This is a genomic window from Paenibacillus sp. 01T422 (assembly GCF_056398785.1).
On record NZ_JBFTQB010001451.1, the window covers coordinates 1 to 1,196 of the forward strand.

The following is a 1,196-nucleotide window of genomic DNA, read 5'->3' on the forward strand; positions in this document are numbered from 1 at the left end:
GTGTAATTTACATACTATCCTTCGATTGCCTACCGGGATTTTTTATGCCCAAGGTGTTAAAACGAATGTACTGTTTTTTTTGCGTGGAGAAAAAGAAAAGAATAATACAAATGAAGTATGGTTCTATGATATGAGAACAAATATGGAAAGTTTTGGGAAAAGAAACCAACTCTCTGAGGAACACTTTGAACTATTTGTTAAAGCTTACCAATCCGAAGATAGAGCAAATGTTAAGGATGAAAGATGGACAAATGTTTCCCGCGAGCAAATACGGGACAAGAATGATAGCTTAGATTTTGGATTAATTGCAGATGATTCAATGACTACTTATGATAACTTACCAGACCCAATTGTGAGTGGTGAAGAAGTTATGGCTCAACTTGAAGAAGCAGTTGACTTAATTATGAGCGTAGTGAAGGAACTGAAGTCATTGGAGGTTAACAGCTAATGGCAAAAGGAGAGGAGCAGCAATTATCCCAGTTGTCGGAGGATGAGAAACCGTATGAAGTGCCAGCAAACTGGGTTTGGACGAAACTGGGGAAAATAAGCAAAATAAAAGGGGGAAAACGGATACCCTCCGGTCACGTACTAATACAAGAAGTAACTAAATATCCTTATATTCGCGTTACTGATTTCGCAAAAAACTCTATAGATATTGAAAAAGTAAGGTATATACTAGATGAAACCTATACTAAAATAAAGAGATATACAATCTCGAAAGATGATTTGTATATTTCAATAGCTGGTACTATTGGAAAGGTAGGGGTAATACCGGATTCACTGAATGGAGCTAATCTTACTGAGAATGCTGCTAAAAGTGCGAATCGTATCCTTCTGAAAGTGTTAATAACTGGGGAGTAATTAAAACAACTGCGATTCAGCATATGGAATTTAATGAGTTGGAAAATAAGCAGTTACCTTTAAAACTTTCTCCTAAAAAGCAGCACGAGTTAAAAGAAGGAGACATATTAATTACTCGTGCTGGTCCAAGAATTCGTGTAGGAGTATGTTGTTTGATTAAGAACGTAAGACCACGTCTATTGCTTTGTGATAAAGCATACCGTTTTAATGCTCTTGAGAAAAAGACCTTACCTGAGTTTCTAGTATATCAACTGAATACATCGTTGATTTTGGATGAAATATATCGAATGAAAACTGGAATTTCTGACAGTGGTGTAAACTTGACCCAAGAATGG

Annotated in this window: 3 protein-coding genes; all 3 read left to right on the top strand. The window is 36.3% G+C overall.

What is annotated here, in order from left to right; translation table 11 throughout:
* On the top strand, positions 1-448 hold a 448-nt coding region (locus AC1DUA_RS39435; RefSeq protein ID WP_477504857.1), incomplete at its 5' end, for an N-6 DNA methylase.
* Complete coding sequence (locus tag AC1DUA_RS39440) at positions 448-861, top strand: restriction endonuclease subunit S (protein ID WP_477504858.1); 414 nt, start codon at positions 448-450, stop codon at positions 859-861. The genes AC1DUA_RS39435 and AC1DUA_RS39440, both read left to right, overlap by 1 nt.
* 38 nt (positions 862-899) lie before the next feature.
* The coding region (locus tag AC1DUA_RS39445; RefSeq protein WP_477504859.1) for a restriction endonuclease subunit S domain-containing protein at positions 900-1,196 on the top strand (297 nt) is incomplete at its 3' end.

Bases quoted from the DNA above. Each gene is read 5' to 3' on its own strand.
- AC1DUA_RS39440 (WP_477504858.1), top strand. From the start codon at position 448: ATGGCAAAAGGAGAGGAGCAGCAATTATCCCAGTTGTCGGAGGATGAG.